3 protein-coding genes and 2 pseudogenes are annotated in these 22,824 nt (G+C 65.7%); all 5 read right to left on the reverse strand.

The window, feature by feature from the left end; all coding sequences use genetic code 11:
- Positions 1-328: 328 nt before the first annotated feature.
- Positions 329-4,702: a non-ribosomal peptide synthetase gene (locus OHS16_RS29595; RefSeq protein WP_443042806.1), complete on the reverse strand. Its 4,374-nt coding sequence runs from the start codon at positions 4,700-4,702 to the stop codon at positions 329-331.
- Positions 4,703-4,725: 23 nt separating this feature from the next.
- Positions 4,726-7,839, reverse strand: a pseudogene (locus OHS16_RS32175) (AMP-binding protein); the annotation flags it as partial.
- Between the two features lie 50 nt (positions 7,840-7,889).
- The gene (locus OHS16_RS29605) at positions 7,890-12,599 is read right to left on the reverse strand and encodes an amino acid adenylation domain-containing protein (protein WP_443042807.1); all 4,710 of its coding nucleotides are present in this window, start codon (positions 12,597-12,599) and stop codon (positions 7,890-7,892) included.
- Between the two features lie 59 nt (positions 12,600-12,658).
- Positions 12,659-22,258, reverse strand: a pseudogene (locus tag OHS16_RS29610) (AMP-binding protein); the annotation flags it as partial.
- Positions 22,259-22,538: 280 nt separating this feature from the next.
- Entirely contained in the window at positions 22,539-22,757 is a 219-nt protein-coding gene (locus OHS16_RS29615) for an MbtH family protein (protein WP_328540315.1), read from the reverse strand.
- Between the last annotated feature and the right edge of the window lie 67 nt (positions 22,758-22,824).

Raw genomic sequence — 22,824 nt, forward strand, 5'->3', positions numbered from 1 at the left:
ACAGACGTCGGCCCTCCCGAAGGGAGGCCGGGAGGGACGGCGGCAACGGCGCCCGAGCACCCGCCAACAGTGCCAGGGCTGGAGACCTCCGCCTGTCAGCAAGGGATCACCGCTGTCTCAGCATTGCACCGGATCCAGCCAGGCAATAGAGGTGTGGCTCGAATATGTCATCCGGGAGCGGTTCGCCGGCCGAGGGGGTCGCTGCCACCGCTACCGGCGCTGAGACGTCATGGCGGTGACGAAACGGGAACGGGCACCCCGGCTCCCGGTGGGAGCGGTACCCGAGCGGACGCCGGGAGCGGCCGTCCGCTCGGGAACCGTTCCCGGATCAGTGCCGGAGGCCGTCGTCCCCGGGGGACGGAAGGAATCCGGTACCGATGAAGTAGTTCAGATAGGCGAGCAGTGTCGCATCGGACAGCTCAGGCAGACTTACACCGGCCGCGGCAGCCACTGCCGCGGTGGCCGAGGAGTCGAACGTACGCGGCGCCCTGCGCGCCTCTGCCGCGTTCCGGTCCCTCGTTGTCTCCCGTTCGGCGGAACCGAGGAAGAGCTGTGCGGCATTGTCCTGATCGTTCTCGATTCGTTTGCGCCACTCCTCGTGCGGCATGGGCTCCACGGCGAATCCGAGTGTGTCCGCTGCCCGGAACACCTCGGTGAGCCGTGGCGCCCGGTCGTTGGTGAGATGGAAAGCACCGTGGTCCCCGGCAGGGGAGCCGTGCTCCGCTCCGGCGATCGCCACCACAGCTGCGCTCACATAGTCCACCGGTACCCAGCCGGTCGACTCGTCCAGATCCTCGGGGACCGCCCGGGCCTGCAGGCACCCCTTGATGAACTGCCACAGGAGGTCGCGATCCTGGCAGGCGCCGGTCTGTGAGTCACCCGAGATCCGGGCGGGGCGGTAGACGGTTACGGGCAGTCCGCGGCGCCGCGCGATGTCGACGATCTGCTCGGCAACCCGCTTACTCTGCGAGTAGCCGTCGGGCAGGTCCTGCACCGGCCCCGTGGGAGTGGCCTCAGTGATCGGCCGGCTCCCTCCCGCCTGCGGGCCGTACACGCCCGTCGTCGAGATGTAGTGCATACCACTGGACTGGGACGCGGCGACGATGCGCAGCAGTTCCTCGGTGCCCCTGACATTCGCGTCGCGCAGATCCGCGTAGGGGGAGGCGAAGTTGACCTGGGCGCCGTTGTGGTACACAGCGCCCACCCGGCGGCACAGTGACCGGTACACGCCCTCGGACAGTCCGAGCCCGGGAGACGACAGACTGCCTGGGAGCGGCCGGACCCGCTCGGCATAGCTGTGTTGCCACAGGCCGTACCGCTCCAGGTTGGAGCGCAGGCGGTGCGCGCCCTCGGCCACGTCGGCCGAGCGCACCAGGCAGTCGACCTGGGCGTCTGTCGACTCCAGCAGGTCACGCAGGAGAAAAGCCCCCAGGAATCCGGACGCGCCGGTCAGCAGAGGCCGCTGTTCGCCCGTGGCGTGCGTGGAACCGCTGCTCATCTGCCGCACGATGTCCGGTCCGAGGCGCACGTCGTCCTGGAGGCGGGGGTCAGGTACGCCGGTCGACCGATCCGGTGTGTCGAGCAGCTGGCGTATGCCGTCAACAGTGGGAGCGGAGAAGATCGCCCGCATCGAGAGCCGCACACCGAGCCTTTCCTCGATGCGCTGGGCCAGCTGCACCGCGAGGAGGGAATGACCGCCGAGCGCGAAGAAGTCCTCATCGATATGGATGTCTGACAGGCCGAGGACATCGGCGAAGGCTCCACACAGTGCCTCCTCGCGTTCGGTGCGCGGTGCGCGCCCAGCAGTCCGGGTGGAGGTGGGGGTGGGCAGCGCCTGCCGGTCCACCTTTCCGTTCGGAGTGAGGGGCAGCGCGTCGAGCGTGACGAACTCGGAGGGCACCATGTATTCCGGCAGCGTCGAAGCCAGTACCTTCCGCAGGTCGGCACCTTCCTCGTCCGGATTCGCCCCCGGCGTGGTGACTGTGTAGGCGACGAGCTGTCTGTTGCCGGGTTGGTCTTCTCTGATGGTGGCGCAGGCGGCGGTGATGTGGGGGAGGGTGGTGAGGGTGTTTTCGATTTCGCCGAGTTCGATGCGGTAGCCGCGGAGTTTGATCTGGTTGTCGGTGCGGTTGAGGTATTCGAGTTGGCCGTGGGTGTTCCAGCGCACCAGGTCGCCGGTGCGGTACATGCGGGTGCCGTTCGGGGTGTGGGGGTTGGCGATGAAGCGGGTGGCGGTGAGGGCGGGCCGGCCGAGGTATCCACGGGCCAGGCTGTCGCCGGATATGTAGAGCTCGCCGGGTACGCCCTGGGGCACCGGCCGCAGCCCCTCATCCAGTACGAGGAGCCGGGTGCTGTCCACAGGAGTCCCGATGGGCACGGTATGCGAGGGTGACTGTGGACCATCCGCCTCCTGCACGGTGCTGATGGAGGCGCAGACCGTGGCCTCCGTAGGCCCGTAGGCATTGAACATACGGCGGTTCGTGGCCCATTGGCGGACCAGCGCAGGTGTGCAGGCCTCACCGGCAAGGACCAGCGTGACATCGCACGGCACACCATCGTTCGCCGGCATCACGGCCAGAGCGGCCGGGGGCAGGGTGAGATGGGTGACGCCCCGCTCGACGAGGAGCTGGGCGAGAGGCGGGCCCGGAATCAGCTTCGTCCGGTCCGCCATCTCGAGGCAGGCGCCGGTCAGCAGTCCCATGCAGATGTCCCAGAACGCGGCGTCGAAACTGATGGACGCCATCTGCAGAACTCTGCTTCCCGGGACCACGCGGAGCCGCTCTGCCTGTGTCCGCACCATCGCTCCGACCCCCCGGTGGCTGACGATCACCCCCTTGGGGCGGCCGGTGGAGCCAGAGGTGTAGATCACGTATGCGGGGTCATCGGGGCGCGGTGAGGTGTTGGTGCCGGGACTGTCCGAGGTTCTGTGGACCACGCTGCTGCCGAGATCGATGGTGGGGATTTCGGTCGTGGGAAGTTGCCGGTGGACGGGGGCGGTGGTGATGAGCAGGGCGGGGTGGGCGTCGTCGAGCATGTAGGCGATGCGGGACGCCGGGTAGTCGGGGTCGACGGGGAGGTAGGCCGCACCCGCTTTGTGTGTGGCGAGGATGGCGGTCACCATGTCGGTGGTGCGCGGCAGGGCGATGGCGATGATGTCTTCGGGGCCGATGCCCTGCTCGACCAGATGCTGGGCGAGATCGTTGGCGCGCGCGTTGAGCTCCCCGTACGTCAAGGTGCCCGAGTCGTCGCGAACGGCGGGAGCGTCCGGGGTGCGCGCCGCCCACTCCTGGAACAGCTCAGGCACTGTCGATGCCGGCCCCCTCAGAGCGGGGCCGCGTCCCCATTCGTCGACCAGGGACCGCTCATCGGCCGGGAGCACGTCGTATCCGGAGATGTTCCGATGAGGATCGGAGACCACGGAGTCCAGCAGCAGGATCAGCCGTTCCACGAGACGGTGGACCGTCCCTGCCTCGAACAGCTCTGTGGAGAAGTCCACGGTCCCACCGATTCCCCGGGGGGCGCCGCGTTCGTCGTGGGTTTCGGTGAAAGCGAAGCTCAGGTCGAACTTGCTGATGCCGGTGTGGACGGGGTGGGCGCTGGTGGTGACTCCGGGGAGTTCGATGTCTGCGGCTGCGTGGTTCTGCAGGACGAGCATGGTCTGGAAGAGGGGGTGGTGGTTCTGGGTGCGGGGTGGGTTGAGGGCTTCGACGAGGCGTTCGAAGGGGAGGTCTTGGTGGGTGTAGGCGGCGAGGTCGAAGGTGCGGACGCGGTGGAGGAGTTCGTGGAAGGTGGGGTTGCCGGTGAGGTCGGTGCGCAGGACGAGGGTGTTGACGAAGAATCCGATGAGGTTGTCGAGGTTTTCGTCGGTGCGTCCTGCGACGGCGGTGCCGAGGGGGATGTCGTTGCCGGCGCCGTGTTTGGACAGGACGAGGGAGAGGGCGGCTTGCAGCACCATGAACATGCTGCACTCGGTGGTTCGGGCGAGGTGGGTGAGTTGTTGGTGGAGGTGTTTGTTGAGGGTGAAGGTGTGGGTGTCGCCGTGGTGTTGGAGGGTGGCGGGGCGTGGTTTGTCGAGGGGGAGTTGGAGTAGTTCTGGTGTGGCGTGGAGTGCGTTCTTCCAGAAGGTGAGTTGTTGGTTGGTGAGGCTTTCGGGGTCGTTCTCGTCGCCAAGTGTGTGTCGTTGCCAGAGGGTGTAGTCGGCGTACTGGACGGGGAGTGGTGTCCATTGGGGGGTGTTGCCCTGGGTGCGTGCCCGGTAGGCGTGGCCGAGGTCCTGGGCGAGGGGTGCGAGGGACCATCCGTCGGCGGCGATGTGGTGCACCACCAGCACCAGCACATACTCCTCAGCACCCAACCGCAACAAGCGCACACGTATCGGAATATCGCGTTCGATGTCGATCGGCTGTGCTGTGGTGCGATCGATGTGCTCCTGGAGCTCGGACTCGGTGACGTCGTCCACTTCGGTATGGACATGTACGTGATCGGGTTCCAGCACCAGCTGTTCGGGGACACCCTTCCTCTCCGGAAACAGTGTGCGGAGTGTTTCGTGTCGTGTGATGACGTCGGTGAGTGCGGTGTGGAGTGCGTGGGTGTTGAGGGGGCCGTTGAGGTGGAGGGCGAGGGGGATGTTGTAGGTGGGGTTTGGTCCTTCGAGTCGGTTGAGGAACCAGAGGCGTTGTTGGGCGTAGGAGAGCGGCAGCATTTCCGGCCGCGGCTCGGGTTTCAGGGGCTGGCGGGCGTTGCCTGCCTTGTCGAGGGCTGGGGCCAGGGTGGCGATGGTGGGGTGGTCGAAGAGGGTTTTGATGTTGAGTTCGGTTTGGAGTGTGGTGCGGATGCGGCTGACGAGTCGGGTGGCGAGGAGTGAGTGTCCGCCGAGGGTGAAGAAGTTGTCGTCGATGGTGATGTGGTCGGTGTGGAGGATGTCTGTGAAGAGTCCGCAGAGGATTTCTTCGCGGGGGGTGCGGGGTGGGCGGCCGTTGGGGGTGGTGGTGGTTGGGGGTGTGGGGAGTGCTTGTTGGTCGATTTTGCCGTTGGGGGTGAGTGGTAGGGCGTCGATGATGATGATGGTGTTGGGGATCATGTAGGGGGGGAGGGTGCGGTTGAGTTCTTCGGTGAGGGTTTGTTCGGTGGGGTGGCAGTTGTTGGCGGGTACGGCGTAGGCGGTGAGGCGTGGGTTGCCGGGTGTGTCTTCGCGTATGCAGGTGAAGGCTGTGGTGATGGTGGGTTGGTTGGTGAGTGCGGTGGTGATTTCGCCGGGTTCGATGCGGTGGCCGCGGAGTTTGATTTGGTTGTCGGTGCGGGAGTGGTATTCGATTTGGCCGTGTGTGTTCCATCGGGCGAGGTCGCCGGTGCGGTACATGCGGGTGCCGTTTGGGGTGTGGGGGTTGGCGATGAAGTGGGTTGCTGTGTGGGCGGGTTGTTTGAGGTAGCCGCGGGCGAGGCCGGTTCCGGCGATGTAGATTTCGCCGATTACGCCGGGTGGGACGGGGTTGAGGTTGGTGTCGAGGATGTAGGTGTGTTTGCCGTCGAGGGGTTGGCCGATGGGGGGTGGCCCGGTGGGGGTGTGTGGTTGGACGGTGTAGTGGGTGGCGAAGGTGGTGGTTTCGGTGGGGCCGTAGACGTGGTGGATGTGGGTGGTGGGGTGGGTGTTTGCGATGTGTTGCATGGTGGTGGGGGAGGCTTGTTCGCCGCCGGTGCAGAGGGTGGTGAGTCCGGTGAGGGTGTGTGGGTTGGTTTCGGCGATGGTGTTGAAGAGGGCGGTGGTGAGGAAGAGTGTGGTGATGTTGTGGGTGGTGATGGTGTGGTGGAGGGTGTGGGGTTCGAGGGTGTGGGGTGGGGCTATGACGATGTGTCCTGAGGTGAGGAGGGGGACCCAGATTTCGAAGGTGGAGGCGTCGAAGACGTAGGCGGAGTGCATGAGGGTGGTGTGGGGTGTGGTGGTGTGCCAGGTGGTGTCTGCGGTGAGGGCTGCGATGTCGGTGTGGGTGATGCCGACGGCTTTGGGGGTGCCGGTGGAGCCGGAGGTGAACATGGTGTAGGCGAGTTGGTCGCCGTTGGTGATGGTGGGGAGGGGTGCTGGGGTTGGGGGTTGTTGTTGGTGATGTTGCCGAGGGTGTCGATGGTGATGATGGGGAGGGTGTCGCGGATGTCGTTGGTCCAGGGCAGTGTGGTGTGTTCGGTGGTGGTGATCAGGGCGCGGAGGCCGGCTGTCCGGGCTACCTGGTGGAGTCTTTCGAGGGGCCAGCGTGTGTCCAGGGGTACGTACATGCCGCCGGCGCGCACCACGGCGAGCGAGGCTGTCACTACGGAAGCGGAGCGTTCCAGCAGCACACCGACGGCGTCTTCGGGGGTGATGCCGTGCGCGGTGAGGGTCCCGGCAAGCACACTCGAGATCTCATCCAGCTCCTGGTAGGTGAGCGTTTCGTCGCGGCCGGGATCCGACACGGCCATCGTTTCCGGATGCGCCGCCACCCGGGCAGCGAACAACTCCGGAAGGCAGGCTCCCGTCACACCCGCGGGAAGCGTCGCGCCGTTCGCCTGCGCAAGAAGAAGCTCACGCTCCCCGTCCAGAAGTACGGAGATCTCCGCGACCTTCTGGTCCAGACCGGCGGCGAAGGCCTCCAGCAGGAGTCGCATCCGGTCGGCCATGAGCTGTACCGATGTGTGTCCTAAGACCGTCGTCCGGTGCCCGAACGTGATCCGCAGATCGTCTCCCGGCGCCACGGTCAGAGTGAGCGGATAGTGAGCCGCATCGGTGCCGTGGAAGCCTGTGATGCGAAGGCCGGGCAGGCCGTCCTGGGCGTTCCGCAGCGACTGCGCGTCCATAGGGTAGTTCTCGAAGACGGCAAGAGTGTCGAAGAGCTCGTCGAGACCGGTGAGCGAGCGGATCTCGGTGAGACCGAGGTACTGCGAATCCAGCAGGCGTGTCTGCTCGTCCTGCACCCTGTTCAGGAGCGCGGACAGGGTATCCGCAGGGCGTACACCGACCCGGACCGGGATGGTGTTGATGAAGAGGCCGACCATCGTCTCTATACCGGCGATCTCCGGAGGCCGGCCCGATACGGTGGCGCCGAACAACACATCGTGCCCGCCCGTGAGCCGCTGGAGCAGAAGCCCCCAGGCGCCCTGCACCAGCGTATTGAGGGTGAGGCGGTGACGCCGGGCGGTTTCGCGAAGACGAGCCGTGGTGTTCTTGCCGAGACTCATCACGACCTGATCCGGCAGTTCGCCCGTGGCTGTGGTGGCCCGCCCGGCGCCGGCCAGCAGAGTCGGCTCCTCCACCCCTGTCAGGGCATCGCGCCAGGCATCGAGCGCGGTGGCACGGTCCTGGCCGGCCAGCCAGGCCAGATAGTTGCGATAGGGGGCGACGCGCGGCATGGCACTGTCGTCCCCGTCGCGTGCGTACAGCTCGAACAGTTCCTGCACGAGGAGCGGCATCGACCACCCGTCCAGCAAGATGTGATGGCTGGTCATCACCAGGCGGTACTGCTGATCACCTGTTCTGATCAGGGTGAACCGCATCAAGGGCGGTTGGGACAGATCGAAGCGGCGGGTGCGGTCGGCTGACAGGAAAGCTGTGAGCCGGGCGGCACGGGAACTCTCGCCGTCCATGGTGAAGTCGAGTTCGTCGACCGGCGGATCGACTTCGGTGGCGACTGCCTGGACCGGCTCGTCGAGATCCTCGTGGAGGAATCCCACCCGCAGATTGGCATGCCGTCGAAGCAGCCCCCGGACGGCATTTCGCAGCGTCGTCACCTGCACGGGGCCCTCGATGTCGAAGACGAATTGTGCCGTGTAGACGTCGACTGCCTCCGTATCGTACAGAGCATGGAAGAGCATGCCCTGCTGCAGAGGTGTCAACGGCAGAACATCCTGTAGCTGAAACCCGGTCACTTACGGCCACCCCACTTGTTCTGCAGTCGGTCGATCTGGGCCTGGTTCATGGAGACCAGGGGAAGGTCGGACGGTGTGTATCCACCCGCGTCCGGTGCTTGAGCGTGTTCAGCGATGGCGCGCAGGGCGCGCATCCAGCCCTCCGCGAGCTCTTGGACGTCGTCCTCGTCGAGGAGGGCGGCCGGCCAGGTCCAGCCGACGACCAGGCGCGGGCCGTCCGGTAGGTCCTGGGTGTAGGCGTTGATGTCCAGCAGATGATGGGCGGCCATCTCCGGGTCCTGGCTGCGTGGCCCGCGGGCGTCGATGAGGGGCTGCCAGTCGGATGCGCCATCGTCACCATCCGGGACCGCGTACCTACCCAGGTAGTTGAAGCCGATCTGCGGAGTCACCGCGTCCCGGAGCAGTTCCCTGGTGTCCGGATTGAGGTGGCGCAGAAGGCCGTAGCCGATGCCATGGTCGGGAATGTCGCGCAGCTGTTCCTTGACCCGCTTCAGCGCACGGTCGAGAAGTGCGCTGTCGTACGCGTGCGGCCGCCGGGAGCTGAGCGGGCCGGGGTCGACGCTGACGGGGTACATGCTGGTGAACCAGCCGACCGTCCGCGAAAGATCGGCGTTCTCGGCAATCTGCTCCCGGCCGTGCCCCTCCAGATCCAGCAGCACAGCCGAGCCCCCCGGGGTACCGCGTTCCGTACGCCACCCGGCGACGGCCAGCGCCAGGCCGGCGACGAGCACGTCATTGATTCCTGCGTGGAAGGCGCTGGGCGCGGTGGTCAGGAGAGGCTGGGTCCAGGTGGCGGGGAGCCTGACAGTCAGCGTCCGGGCGCTGCCGGCCGTGTGCTCTTGGGCGTCGAGCGGCCGCAGACCCAGTTGCGGATCCGGCGTACGCAGAATCTCTTCCCACAGGGGCAGTTCCGCGATGCGTGCCGGGCTGTACGCCTCGGCCATCAGCAACTCGGCCCATCGACGGTACGAGGTGAGGACGGAAGGCAATGCCGTCCCTTCGCCACCGGACGGCACCTCGGCGGACGATCCGGTGCGGTCTGCTGTCACCGCGTGCCAGGCCTCCGCGATGTCGGCGGTGAGGGTACGCCAGGACACCGCGTCCACAGCCAGGTGGTGGATGACCAGCAGCAGCCTGCCCGACCTGTCCGGGCCCGGATCGAACCAGACTGCTTCCAGCATGATGCCGTCACCGGGCCGCAGCCGCAGGCGGGCAGCCTCCGCCGATTCTGCGATGATCGCGGCCGCGGCGTCCTCGTCCAGACCTGCCGTGGACACACGGGTGAGACGCTCATGGGCGGACACGGCGCCCTGAGGCAGGATTTCGGCGTCGGGACGCTTGCCGGACGTCCGGGTGATTCTCATACGCAGCGCGTCATGATGGTCCAGAAGCATCTGGAGAGTCGCGACGAGGTCCTTCACCTGCGCCCCTGCGGGGCAGCGCAGCACGTTCGACTGGTTGTAGCCGTCGGTGGTACCCGGCCGTTCGAGGAACCAGGCGGCGATGGGGGTGAGTGGGACCTCTCCGACTCCGGTGTCCGCCACGGTGTCCAGGCCTTCGCCGAGCGGCAGGGCAACGGAGGCGATCATTTCGGGAGTGCGATGGGCGAAGACGTCCCGTGGGGTGATGACCCAGCCCGCCTTGCGGATCTTGCTGACCACCTGGATGGACAGAATGCTGTCGCCGCCGAGAGCGAAGAAGTCGTCGTCGACATCGCAGCCCGCGATGTTGAGCGTGTCTGCGAAGACCTCGCAGAGAACCTTCTCCCCTTCGCTTCGGGGAGCCCGCCCTGCGATACGCCCGGCCGTCGGGTCGGGTGCCGGAAGTGCCCCGCGGTCGGCCTTGCCGTTGGGCATCAGCGGCAGGGTCTCAAGCGCCACGAATACCGATGGCACCATGTAGTCCGGGAGGTCGGCTGCGAGCAGGCTGCGCAGCTTGAGCGCACCGAGGCGCTGTCCGCTGTCCGCGGCGGTGGCCACGGTGTACGCCACCAGACGTCTTTCCCCGGGCCGGTCCTCGCGCACCACGGCGCACGCGGCGTCGATGCCGGGCAGTCTGGTGAGTGCGGCCTCGATCTCCCCGAGTTCGATCCGGAAACCACGGAGTTTGACCTGGTCGTCCGCGCGCGAGATGTATTCGAGCCTGCCGTCTCCGTTCCAGCGCACCAGGTCGCCGGTGCGGTACATGCGTTCGCCGGCCGCGCCGAACGGGTCGGCGACGAAACGCGATGCCGTCAGACCGGGGCGTCCGAGGTATCCGCGGGAGAGACCGTCACCCGCCACGTAGAGCTCGCCGGTCACGCCGGGCGGCATCAGCTCGAGCCCGGAGCCGAGGACGTACACACGCGTGTTCCAGATTGGTTGGCCGATGGGGATGCTTGTTCCGGTGTGGTCGGGGTGTGGTTCTACGGTGTGGGCGGTGGCGTCGATGGTTGTTTCGGTGGGTCCGTAGAGGTTGTGTACGTGTGTGTTCCAGGTTTGTGCGGTGTGGTGTGCGAGGTGGGGTGGGAGGGGTTCTCCGCCGGACATGACGGCGCGGAGGGTGGTGGGGGTTGTGGTGGTGGTGTTGAGGATGGTGGTGAGGTGTGAGGGGACGAATTGGGCGATGGTGGCTTGGTGTTGGTTGATGTGGTGGGTGAGGAGTTGGGGGTCGTGGTTGGCTTCGGGTGGGAGTGTGCATATGGAGGCGCCGTGGAGGAGGGGGAGCCAGGTTTCCCATACGGAGGCGTCGAAGCTGGGTGATGTGCGGGCGAGTACGCGGTCTTGTGGGGTGAGGGTGAGGTGGTGGGCCATCCAGGTCATGTGGTTGGTGAGGGAGGCGTGGGTGGTGATGACTCCCTTGGGGTGGCCGGTGGAGCCGGAGGTGTAGATGATGTAGGCGGGGTGGTTGGGGTGTGGGGTGTGGTCGGGGTTGGTGGTGTGTCCGGTGGTCCAGGTTGGTGTGTGGTCGAGGAGTAGGTGGGGGGTGGGTGTGTGGGGCAGTTTTTGGTGTGACTGTGTTGTGGTGATGAGCAGGGCGGGGTGGGCGTCGTCGAGCATGTAGGCGATGCGGGACGCCGGGTAGTCGGGGTCGACGGGGAGGTAGGCCGCACCCGCTTTCAGCACGGCCAGCATCGCGACCGTTGTCGCCGCGGTACCCGCCACGGCCAGCGCGACCAGGTCCTCGGATCCGATACCCCGACCGATCAGGTGGTGGGCGAGGTCGTTGGCCTCCGCATTCAGGTCGGCGTAGGTCAGCGTGCGCTCGGCGTCGCGGACCGCGACGGCTCCCGGTGTCCGCGCGGCCTGAGTCTCGAACGCTTCGGGTACGGTCCGGTACGGCACGGACCACTGCGACCCTTGCCCAGCTGCCAGAAGCTGTGTCCGCTCATCGTCGCTGAGCAGTTCGATCTCCCCCAACGACCGGCCCGCGTCCTCAGCGACCGCGGCCAGTACCCGGTGCAGATGGGCGGTGAGGCTGCGGGCGGTCGACGGCTCGAAGAGCTCGGTGGAGAACTCCAGACTCCCGTCGATACCGCCGGGCCGACCGGACACGTCCTGCGTCTCGGTGAAGGAGAACGTGAGGTCGAACTTGCTGATGCCGGTGTGGACGGGGTGGGCGCTGGTGGTGACTCCGGGGAGTTCGATGTCCGCGGCTGCGTGGTTCTGCAGGACGAGCATGGTCTGGAAGAGGGGGTGGTGGTTCTGCGTCCGCGCCGGACTGAGAACGTCGACGAGGCGTTCGAAGGGGAGGTCTTGGTGGGTGTAGGCGGCGAGGTCGAAGGTGCGGACGCGGTGGAGGAGTTCGTGGAAGGTGGGGTTGCCGGTGAGGTCGGTGCGCAGGACGAGGGTGTTGACGAAGAATCCGATGAGGTTGTCGAGGTTTTCGTCGGTGCGTCCTGCGACGGCGGTGCCGAGGGGGATGTCGTTGCCGGCGCCGTGTTTGGACAGGATGAGGGAGAGGGCGGCTTGCAGCACCATGAACATGCTGCACTCGGTGGTTCGGGCGAGGTCGGTGAGTTGTTGGTGGAGGTGTTTGTTGAGGGTGAAGGTGTGGGTGTCGCCGTGGTGTTGGAGGGTGGCGGGGCGTGGTTTGTCGAGGGGGAGTTGGAGTAGTTCTGGTGTGGCGTGGAGTGCGTTCTTCCAGAAGGTGAGTTGTTGGTTGGTGAGGCTTTCGGGGTCGTTCTCGTCGCCGAGTGTGTGTCGTTGCCAGAGGGTGTAGTCGGCGTACTGGACGGGGAGTGGTGTCCATTGGGGGGTGTTGCCCTGGGTGCGTGCCCGGTAGGCGTGGCCGAGGTCCTGGGCGAGGGGTGCGAGGGACCATCCGTCGGCGGCGATGTGGTGCACCACCAGCACCAGCACATACTCCTCAGCACCCAACCGAAGAAGCCGTGCCCGCAACGGAACATCCGACGCGACGTCGAACGCATGGGAGACATGCGCCGTCAGTTCCCGGTCCAGGTCCTCCGGGTCCACCGAGTGAGGCCTGAGGTCCAGATCGATCGCCGATGCTTCCAGAACGAGCTGCCGCGCCACACCATCGATGTCGGGATACACGGTGCGCAGCGTGTCGTGCCGGCCCACGACATCTCGCAGCGCAGTGCCCAGGGCGTCGACATCCAGCACCCCGTCCAGCCGCAGGACCAGCGGAACGTTGTAAGTCGACCCCGGACCCTCCAACCGGTTGAGGAACCAGAGGCGTTGTTGGGCGTAGGACAGCGGCAGCACATCCGGCCGCGGCTCGGGTCCCAGGGGCCGCCGTGCCTCGCCCGCCTTGTCGAGGGCTACGGCCAGTGAGGCGACGGTGGGGTGCTCGAAGAGCGCCTTGACCGTGGTTTCCGTATGCAGTGTGGTGCGGATGCGGCTGACGAGTCGGGTGGCGAGGAGTGAGTGTCCGCCGAGGGTGAAGAAGTTGTCGTCGATGGTGATGTGGTCGGTGTGGAGGATGTCTGTGAAGAGTCCGCAGAGGATTTCTTCGCGGGGGGTGCGGGGTGGGCGGCCGTTGGGGGTGGTGGTGGTTGGGGGTGTGGGGAGTGCTTGTTGGTCGATTTTGCCGTTGGGGGTGAGTGGTAGGGCGTCGATGATGATGATGGTGTTGGGGATCATGTAGTCGGGGAGGGTGTGGGCGATGGCTGTGGTGAGTTCGGCGGGGTCGGGGTGTGTTCCCTGTGCTGCGACGGCGTAGGCGGTGAGGCGTGGGTTGCCGGGTGTGTCTTCGCGTATGCAGGTGAAGGCTGTGGTGATGGTGGGTTGGTTGGTGAGTGCGGTGGTGATTTCGCCGGGTTCGATGCGGTGGCCGCGGAGTTTGATTTGGTTGTCGGTGCGGGAGTGGTATTCGATTTGGCCGTGTGTGTTCCATCGGGCGAGGTCGCCGGTGCGGTACATGCGGGTGCCGTTTGGGGTGTGGGGGTTGGCGATGAAGTGGGTTGCTGTGTGGGCGGGTTGTTTGAGGTAGCCGCGGGCGAGGCCGGTTCCGGCGATGTAGATTTCGCCGATTACGCCGGGTGGGACGGGGTTGAGGTTGGTGTCGAGGATGTAGGTGTGTTTGCCGTCGAGGGGTTGGCCGATGGGGGGTGGCCCGGTGGGGGTGTGTGGTTGGACGGTGTAGTGGGTGGCGAAGGTGGTGGTTTCGGTGGGGCCGTAGACGTGGTGGATGTGGGTGGTGGGGTGGGTGTTTGCGATGTGTTGCATGGTGGTGGGGGAGGCTTGTTCGCCGCCGGTGCAGAGGGTGGTGAGTCCGGTGAGGGTGTGTGGGTTGGTTTCGGCGATGGTGTTGAAGAGGGCGGTGGTGAGGAAGAGTGTGGTGATGTTGTGGGTGGTGATGGTGTGGTGGAGGGTGTGGGGTTCGAGGGTGTGGGGTGGGGCTATGACGATGTGTCCTGAGGTGAGGAGGGGGACCCAGATTTCGAAGGTGGAGGCGTCGAAGACGTAGGCGGAGTGCATGAGGGTGGTGTGGGGTGTGGTGGTGTGCCAGGTGGTGTCTGCGGTGAGGGCTGCGATGTCGGTGTGGGTGATGCCGACGGCTTTGGGGGTGCCGGTGGAGCCGGAGGTGAACATGGTGTAGGCGAGTTGGTCGCCGTTGGTGATGGTGGGGAGGGGTGCTGGGGTTGGGGGTTGTTGTTGGTGATGTTGCCGAGGGTGTCGATGGTGATGATGGGGAGGGTGTCGCGGATGTCGTTGGTCCAGGGCAGTGTGGTGTGTTCGGTGGTGGTGATCAGGGCGCGGAGGCCGGCTGTCCGGGCTACCTGGTGGAGTCTTTCGAGGGGCCAGCGTGCGTCCAGGGGGACGTACATGCCGCCGGCGCGCACCACGGCGAGCGAGGCGGTCACTACGGAAGCGGAGCGTTCCAGCAGCACACCGACGGCGTTCTCGGACTGAACACCGTGTCCGGTCAGCACTCCCGCCAGCACACCCGAGATCTCATCCAACTCCCGGTAGGTGAGCGTCCCGGTCGCACCCGAGATCGCGACCGCATCAGGGTGTGCCTGAACCCGCGCCTGGAACAGCTCCGGGAGAGAAGCTTCCCGCACACCCTCCGGAAGACCGGCCCCCTGGCCCCAGCCCGCCACAGCTTCGCGCTCCTCGGCGGAGAGCAGGACATAGCTGTGAACAGGGCGATCCGGGTCGGTGGTGGCCGCTTCCAGCAGCCTGATGATCCTTGCCGCCAACGCCTCGATGGTGGTGGCGTCGAAGAGAGCGGTCGCGTACTCGACGCCGGCTGTAAGGGCACCGGTGTCGGCGTCCTCGGTGAACGCGAAAGTCAGATCGAACTTGCTCACTCCGTTGTGGACCAGACGGCTGGATGCTGTCAGCTCAGGCAGCACGATGTCGGCGGTGTCCTGGTTCTGCAGCACCAGCATGGTCTGGAAGAGAGGGAAGTGATTCCGTGCCCGTTCCGGATTGACCGCCTCGACCAGCCGCTCGAAGGGCAGGTCCTGGTGGGCGTACGCCGAAAGGTCGAACTCCCGTACTCTTGCCAGCAGTTCCCTGAAGGTGGGATCGCCGGAGAGGTCGGTCCGCAGGACAAGGGTGTTGACGAAGAGACCGATCAGGTCGTCCAGTGCGTCGTCGGTGCGTCCGGCGATGGGAGTACCGAGCGGGATGTCGTCTCCCGCGCCGTGCCGGGAGAGGATCGTCGACACGGCGGCCTGCAGCACCATGAACAGACTGCTGCCTGCGGAGTTCGCCAGGTCGCGCATCCGGCGGTGCAGATCCGCGCTCACCGAATAGGTGACCACCCCGCCCGAATGATCAGGGACAGCGGACCGAGGACGGTCAAGCGGCAGGTCCAGAAGCTGTGGAAGCCCATGCAACGACTCCCGCCAGAAGTCGAGTTGCCTGGAGCCCACACTGGTGGGGTCGGTCTCGTCCCCGAGTGTCGCTCGCTGCCAGAGCGTGTAGTCGACATACTGCGCGGCCGGCCCCGGCCGGTCCCCGGCCCCGCCCGCGACGCGATCCCGGTAGGCGACGCTCAGGTCTCGGGCGAGTGGTGCGAGCGACCATCCGTCGGCGGCGATGTGGTGCACCACCAGGACCAGTACATGACGGTTCTCGCCGGTCCTGAAGAGCCAGGTGCGCAGAGGAAGATCCTTGGTGACGTCGAAAACGGTCCGCACCGCGGCGAGCACGGCCTCGTCGAGTTCGCTCGCGTCGACATACTGCGCCGGGAGTTCCGCCTCGACGGCTGGGCCGTCGAGCACGACTTGGTGCGGTATCCCATCCCGGTCGGGATAGATGGTCCTCAGGGACTCGTGTCGCCCGACAACCTCACCGACCGCGGCGCGCAGCGCATCCGCGTCGAGCCGGCCGTTGAGGTCGAGTACGAGCGGGATGTTGTACGTCGATCCGGGTCCTTCCAGCTGGTCGAGAAACCAGAGACGCTGCTGGGCGAACGACAGTGGGATCAGCTCGGGGCGCTCCGCTCGCTCCACCCCCGGCCTGGCGGCTGCCCCGTCGTCCAGCACGGAGGCGAGACCTGCGGCCGTCGGGTGCTCGAACAGGGAGCGCACCTGGATTTCCACACCGAGGAGCGATCGGATCCGACTCACCAGGCGCGTCGCCAGAAGTGAATGGCCCCCCATGTCGAAGAAGTTGTCGTCGGGACCGACGTCCGGCAGCCCCAGCACATCGGCGAACTGCCCGCACAGGATGTCCTCCGCGACAGAGCGACCACCGCTGTGGCTCCTGGCGCCGGTCGGCTCCATCGGCGGTTCGGGAAGGGCACTTCGGTTGACCTTGCCGTTGGGCAGGAGAGGCAGTGCGTCGAGTTCGACGAACACCGAGGGGACCATGTATCCGGGCAGGACCTCAGCGACCGCGTCGCGCAGAGAGGGCACCGGCCGCCCGCCTCGGTCAGTGGTGACTGTGTAGGCGACGAGCTGTCTGTTGCCGGGTTGGTCTTCTCTGATGGTGGCGCAGGCGGCGGTGATGTGGGGGAGGGTGGTGAGGGTGTTTTCGATTTCGCCGAGTTCGATGCGGTAGCCGCGGAGTTTGATCTGGTTGTCGGTGCGGTTGAGGTATTCGAGTTGGCCGTGGGTGTTCCAGCGCACCAGGTCGCCGGTGCGGTACATGCGGGTGCCGTTCGGGGTGTGGGGGTTGGCGATGAAGCGGGTGGCGGTGAGGGCGGGCCGGCCGAGGTATCCACGGGCCAGGCTGTCGCCGGATATGTAGAGCTCGCCGGGTACGCCCTGGGGCACCGGCCGCAGCCCCTCATCCAGCACATATACGGAGACGTTCCAGATTGGTTGGCCGATGGGGATGCTTGTTCCGGTGTGGTCGGGGTGTGGTTCTACGGTGTGGGCGGTGGCGTCGATGGTTGTTTCGGTGGGTCCGTAGAGGTTGTGTACGTGTGTGTTCCAGGTTTGTGCGGTGTGGTGTGCGAGGTGGGGTGGGAGGGGTTCTCCGCCGGACATGACGGCGCGGAGGGTGGTGGGGGTTGTGGTGGTGGTGTTGAGGATGGTGGTGAGGTGTGAGGGGACGAATTGGGCGATGGTGGCTTGGTGTTGGTTGATGTGGTGGGTGAGGAGTTGGGGGTCGTGGTTGGCTTCGGGTGGGAGTGTGCATATGGAGGCGCCGTGGAGGAGGGGGAGCCAGGTTTCCCATACGGAGGCGTCGAAGCTGGGTGATGTGCGGGCGAGTACGCGGTCTTGTGGGGTGAGGGTGAGGTGGTGGGCCATCCAGGTCATGTGGTTGGTGAGGGAGGCGTGGGTGGTGATGACTCCCTTGGGGTGGCCGGTGGAGCCGGAGGTGTAGATGATGTAGGCGGGGTGGTGGGGGTGTGGGGTGTGGTCCGGGTTGGTGGTGTTTCCGGTGGTCCAGGTTGGTGTGTGGTCGAGGAGTAGGTGGGGGGTGGGTGTGTGGGGCAGTTTTTGGTGTGACTGTGTTGTGGTGATGAGCAGGGCGGGGTGGGCGTCGTCGAGCATGTAGGCGATGCGGGACGCCGGGTAGTCGGGGTCGACGGGGAGGTAGGCCGCACCAGCCTTGTGCGTGGCCAGCATGGCGGTCACCATGTCCGCGGTCCCCGGCAGGGCGATGGCGATGACGTCTTCGGGGCCGATACCCCGACCGATCAGGTGGTGGGCGAGATCGTTGGCGCGCGCGTTGAGCTCCCCGTACGTTGACCCACCCCGCACATCTCGCAGCGCAACGGCCTCGGGTGTGCGGGCGGCCTGATCCTGGAACATCTCGACTGCCGACGAAGCGGATACCGGCCTGACCTGGCCGCATCCCTGTGCGATGGCGCGGGTGCGTTCCTCTCCGTCCAGCAGATCGACGTCGCGGACGCACCTGTCCGGGTCTGCTGCAACAGCGGTCAGAACCCTGGAGAGATGACGGGAGAGCGCCTGCGCTGTGCTGGTGCCGAAGAGTTCCGTGGAGAACTCCAGATACCCGCTCAACCCGGCGGGCCGGCCCCTTCCGTCTCGCATCTCGGTGATCGAGAAGGTCAGGTCGAACTTACTGATGCCCGGGTGTGCCGATCGGTCGGTCACCGTCACCCCCGGCAGGCTGAGGTGTGTTGAGGCTTGGTTCTGCAGGACGAGCATGGTCTGGAAGAGGGGGTGGTGGTTCTGGGTGCGGGGTGGGTTGAGGGCTTCGACGAGGCGTTCGAAGGGGAGGTCTTGGTGGGTGTAGGCGGCGAGGTCGAAGGTGCGGACGCGGTGGAGGAGTTCGTGGAAGGTGGGGTTGCCGGTGAGGTCGGTGCGCAGGACGAGGGTGTTGACGAAGAATCCGATGAGGTTGTCGAGGTTTTCGTCGGTGCGTCCTGCGACGGCGGTGCCGAGGGGGATGTCGTTGCCGGCGCCGTGTTTGGACAGGACGAGGGAGAGGGCGGCTTGCAGCACCATGAACATGCTGCATCCTGAGGCTCCGGCCAGAGCCGTCAGCTGTCGATGCACATCCTCGGGGAGAGCGAAAGGGACCTGATCGCCGTGGTGTTGGAGGGTGGCGGGGCGTGGTTTGTCGAGGGGGAGTTGGAGTAGTTCTGGTGTGGCGTGGAGTGCGTTCTTCCAGAAGGTGAGTTGTTGGTTGGTGAGGCTTTCGGGGTCGTTCTCGTCGCCGAGTGTGTGTCGTTGCCAGAGGGTGTAGTCGGCGTACTGGACGGGGAGTGGTGTCCATTGGGGGGTGTTGCCCTGGGTGCGTGCCCGGTAGGCGTGGCCGAGGTCCTGGGCGAGGGGCGCGAGGGACCATCCGTCGGCGGCGATGTGGTGCACCACCAGCACCAGCACATAGTCCTCAGCACCCAGCCGAAGAAGCCGTGCCCGGAGGGCAGGGCCGGCTGACAGATCAAATGGAGCAGAGGTGAACGACAAAATCGATTCTTCCGCCCAGCGCCGGATCTCATCGGATCCGATTCCGTCGGGGGCGCATTCGAGGTTCAGGGCCACCAGCTGGGAGCTCTCTTCCGCGGCATGAACGCGCTGCTGCGGGATCCCGTTGTCCTCGACGAAGTCAGTGCGGAGTGTTTCGTGTCGTGTGATGACGTCGGTGAGTGCGGTGTGGAGTGCGTGGGTGTTGAGGGGGCCGTTGAGGTGGAGGGTGAGGGGGATGTTGTAGGTGGGGTTTGGTCCTTCGAGTCGGTTGAGGAACCAGAGGCGTTGTTGGGCGTAGGAGAGCGGCAGCATTTCCGGCCGCGGCTCGGGTTTCAGGGGCTGGCGGGCGTTGCCTGCCTTGTCGAGGGCTGGGGCCAGGGTGGCGATGGTGGGGTGGTCGAAGAGGGTTTTGATGTTGAGTTCGGTTTGGAGTGTGGTGCGGATGCGGCTGACGAGTCGGGTGGCGAGGAGTGAGTGTCCGCCGAGGGTGAAGAAGTTGTCGTCGATGGTGATGTGGTCGGTGTGGAGGATGTCTGTGAAGAGTCCGCAGAGGATTTCTTCGCGGGGGGTGCGGGGTGGGCGGCCGTTGGGGGTGGTGGTGGTTGGGGGTGTGGGGAGTGCTTGTTGGTCGATTTTGCCGTTGGGGGTGAGTGGTAGGGCGTCGATGATGATGATGGTGTTGGGGATCATGTAGGGGGGGAGGGTGCGGTTGAGTTCTTCGGTGAGGGTTTGTTCGGTGGGGTGGCAGTTGTTGGCGGGTACGGCGTAGGCGGTGAGGCGTGGGTTGCCGGGTGTGTCTTCGCGTATGCAGGTGAAGGCTGTGGTGATGGTGGGTTGGTTGGTGAGTGCGGTGGTGATTTCGCCGGGTTCGATGCGGTGGCCGCGGAGTTTGATTTGGTTGTCGGTGCGGGAGTGGTATTCGATTTGGCCGTGTGTGTTCCATCGGGCGAGGTCGCCGGTGCGGTACATGCGGGTGCCGTTTGGGGTGTGGGGGTTGGCGATGAAGTGGGTTGCTGTGTGGGCGGGTTGTTTGAGGTAGCCGCGGGCGAGGCCGGTTCCGGCGATGTAGATTTCGCCGATTACGCCGGGTGGGACGGGGTTGAGGTTGGTGTCGAGGATGTAGGTGTGTTTGCCGTCGAGGGGTTGGCCGATGGGGGGTGGTCCGGTGGGGGTGTGTGGTTGGACGGTGTAGTGGGTGGCGAAGGTGGTGGTTTCGGTGGGGCCGTAGACGTGGTGGATGTGGGTGGTGGGGTGGGTGTTTGCGATGTGTTGCATGGTGGTGGGGGAGGCTTGTTCGCCGCCGGTGCAGAGGGTGGTGAGTCCGGTGAGGGTGTGTGGGTTGGTTTCGGCGATGGTGTTGAAGAGGGCGGTGGTGAGGAAGAGTGTGGTGATGTTGTGGGTGGTGATGGTGTGGTGGAGGGTGTGGGGTTCGAGGGTGTGGGGTGGGGCTATGACGATGTGTCCTGAGGTGAGGAGGGGGACCCAGATTTCGAAGGTGGAGGCGTCGAAGACGTAGGCGGAGTGCATGAGGGTGGTGTGGGGTGTGGTGGTGTGCCAGGTGGTGTCTGCGGTGAGGGCTGCGATGTCGGTGTGGGTGATGCCGACGGCTTTGGGGGTGCCGGTGGAGCCGGAGGTGAACATGGTGTAGGCGAGTTGGTCGCCGTTGGTGATGGTGGGGAGGGGTGCTGGGGTTGGGGGGTTGTTGTTGGTGATGTTGCCGAGGGTGTCGATGGTGATGATGGGGAGGGTGTCGCGGATGTCGTTGGTCCAGGGCAGTGTGGTGTGTTCGGTGGTGGTGATCAGGGCGCGGAGGCCGGCTGTCCGGGCTACCTGGTGGAGTCTTTCGAGGGGCCAGCGTGTGTCCAGGGGTACGTACATGCCGCCGGCGCGCACCACGGCGAGCGAGGCTGTCACTACGGAAGCGGAGCGTTCCAGCAGCACACCGACGGCGTCTTCGGGGGTGATGCCGTGCGCGGTGAGGGTTCCGGCAAGCACACTCGAGATCTCATCCAGCTCCTGGTAGGTGAGCGTTTCGTCGCGGCCGGGATCCGACACGGCCATCGTTTCCGGATGCGCCGCCACCCGGGCAGCGAACAACTCCGGAAGGCAGAGGCCCGTCGGTGACTCGATGCCCCAGGGCAGCTGAAGCGTTCTGCCGCGCCCGCCGTCCAGTACGAGTTCGGCAGCTGCGTGGTCCAGCATCCGCAGGTGTGCCAGCGGGGTGGCCGGGGCGGCCTGGGACAGATCCGTGATCAGGCCGGTGATGCCCTGCTGATGGGGAAGTGCGTCCGACGGGTTGTAGAGGTCCTGGTTCAGGTCGAGGCCGATCAACGGCCCCTTTCCCTCTGCTCGTTCGGATATGAAGACCGACACGTCGTCGACCGGGCCGGTGGACAGCAGCCGCGAGAGGCCGGGGCTGCCGGCGAAATCGAGGCCGTAGTCATACGGCATCACATTCACGACCACATGGGAGAGCTGCGCCGAGCTCCCGATGATCTTGAGGTCTCGGGAGAGCTGTTCCCGCGAGTACCGTCGGTGACGCAAGGCCAGCCGCATTTCGGCAGATACCGTGCGGACCAGGGCTTCCACCGTCATGTCCGGTGTCAGCCGAATCCTCAGCGGGAGGATATTGGCGGTCATCCCCACGACCTCGCGCAGGTTCGCACGGCGGCCGTTGGAGGCGAGTCCGATGGCGATGTCGCGGGAGCCAGTAACACGGCCGACGTATGCGGCGATCGCGCTGACGAAGACGGCGGGCCAAGTCGAGCGGGTTTCGGAGGCCAGTCGCCGCAGGCCGTCCATGACACCGGGAGGCAGGCTCTCGCCCTGGTGCAGTTGGCTGCCTGCGGCCAGGGGCAGTTCATCGCTGTCGGTGGTGCGTAAGGAGGTCCGGCGCGGGATGAACACGGCGTCGCCGACGCCGGCTGCTGAGCCGAGCGGTCCTTCGTCGGCTCCGGAGGGTTGCGAGAGGTCGCTGTACTTGTGGGTCCAGTAGGCTCGGTCGCTCTCGAACTCCGGCGAATCGCGGTATTCCGCCTCCGCATCCACCAACTCGTTCAAGGATCTAATAACTGCCGGTGTCTGCTCGCCCTTCACGCCGGCGGTGTAAATGGACGCGACTCGGCGTGCGAATACCGAACCTCCCAGTCCGTCCATGGCGATATGGTGATAGCGGATATACCAGTAGTGCAGGTCGGGTTGGAGTCTCAGAAGGGCGAAGGTGTGGCGCGGTGAGGTGAGCCGGTCGACCGTGCCCATGTCGTCAGTCATATAGCTTTCGGCCGCCATGGCCGGATCGCTACTGCCGCTCAGGTCAACGAACCGGCAGCGCTCCGTTGAATTCTGGACAACTTGTTGATGGACCACGTCGTCCTGAGTGATGAACTCCGTGTTAAGGCTTTCACACTCATCCGCAGCCTGGCGAAGCGCCTCCCTGAATAAACGTTCGTCCAGCTGTCCTTGGATTTCTATGCATTCACCGATGTTGTACTTCGGGCTCTGCGGATCTGTCAGCTGGCCATACCACACGCCTTGTTGGGCGGTCGTCAAAGGGAGGAGGCGGGCATGGTTTTTCTGCATGACGTTTCAGCCTTTCGAGAGTGTTCGGAAAGTGCTTGCGGGCATGACGACGCACCCCGCGGGCCGTTGAGCCGCGTCGCAAAACCACGCCCGGACAAACCGGGGACGGCTCATCAGTGACATGGGCGTGGCATGGATGACGGCGATGGGTCTGGGTGGTGGGGTGGTGGTGGCCCCGCTGGATCGGTGGCGGGCTCCTGTCAGCCGACTCGGGCGGGTGCGGCATCGTTTTGCCGCACCCGCGCGGCATCGTTGCTGGTCAGCTGAGTGTATCGACGGTCTACTTGCCTTCGGCGGCCATGGCGTTGACAAGGCTGGCGGGGCGCATGTCCAGCCAGGTGGCCTCGACGAAGTCCAGGCACTCTTGACGTGATCCCTCGGGCCGAGCCGTCCTCCATCCCCCCGGCACCTCCGAAGCGGCCGGCCACAGCGAGTACTGCTGCTCCTCGTTGACCAGAACGATGAACTGAGCCGTGTCGTCGTCGAAAGGATTAACCATGATTCCCCCATCTCGGTAATAGCAGGTCTCCGGGTCGACGGAAAGCAAGGGATTGCGGGCACCCCTG

Origin of the sequence: Streptomyces sp. NBC_00344 (assembly GCF_036088315.1) — a bacterium.
Classification (GTDB): domain Bacteria; phylum Actinomycetota; class Actinomycetes; order Streptomycetales; family Streptomycetaceae; genus Streptomyces.